Raw genomic sequence first — 582 nt, 5'->3', positions numbered from 1 at the left:
AAAAAACCGCTGGTCACGCCATTTCCAAGCAACCGGCCACCATTCCTTGGCACTCTTGTCCCACAAGGTTTCTACAATCGCATAGCCTTTTCCCAAAGCATCCAATAAATCCGTCACATAATCATCAACAAAGGTAGGCGCACTAATCACTTCCCGCACCGCATCTGCTATCTTTTTGTCCTGTGCACTATTGCTTGCGGCAATCACTCCAGGCTCCACCCCTGTGAGAGCATTTTTACGCATGCCAAGCACAGCACGATAATGCAAATCACGCTCTTCCATATCATCGGCAAGTTGGAAAAACTGCTCTGGATGACCCTCTGCTGCCTGTTGTAAAATATCAGCAAGTTGCGCAGGGGTGAGACCACTGACAATGGTTTGTGACCACACATCACGAACACCGCCAACGGTAGGGCTTGCAACTTCTCGCTCCAACCCTTTGATATTAAGCGCCCTGCCCCACTGATCTAAAAGTTTTACCATCTCATCATCCCATCAATAAATCTTTGATCGCATTGTTGAAAAAAAAGGCGTTGAAAAGAGCGAGCTTTCATCAAAACGATAAGCCTCTCTCACAGGTGT

1 protein-coding gene is annotated in these 582 nt (G+C 47.3%); it reads right to left on the bottom strand.

The window, feature by feature from the left end; genetic code table 11:
- On the bottom strand, positions 1-483 hold a 483-nt coding region (locus ACFIL8_RS12415), incomplete at its 3' end, for a DUF935 family protein (protein ID WP_375690081.1).
- Positions 484-582: the final 99 nt, after the last annotated feature.

The sequence above is a fragment of the Bartonella sp. AP57NXGY genome (assembly GCF_042195805.1).
GTDB lineage: Bacteria > Pseudomonadota > Alphaproteobacteria > Rhizobiales > Rhizobiaceae > Bartonella.
Note: the sequence above shows the minus strand (reverse complement) of the source record. Positions and strands in the feature narration are given on the sequence as shown.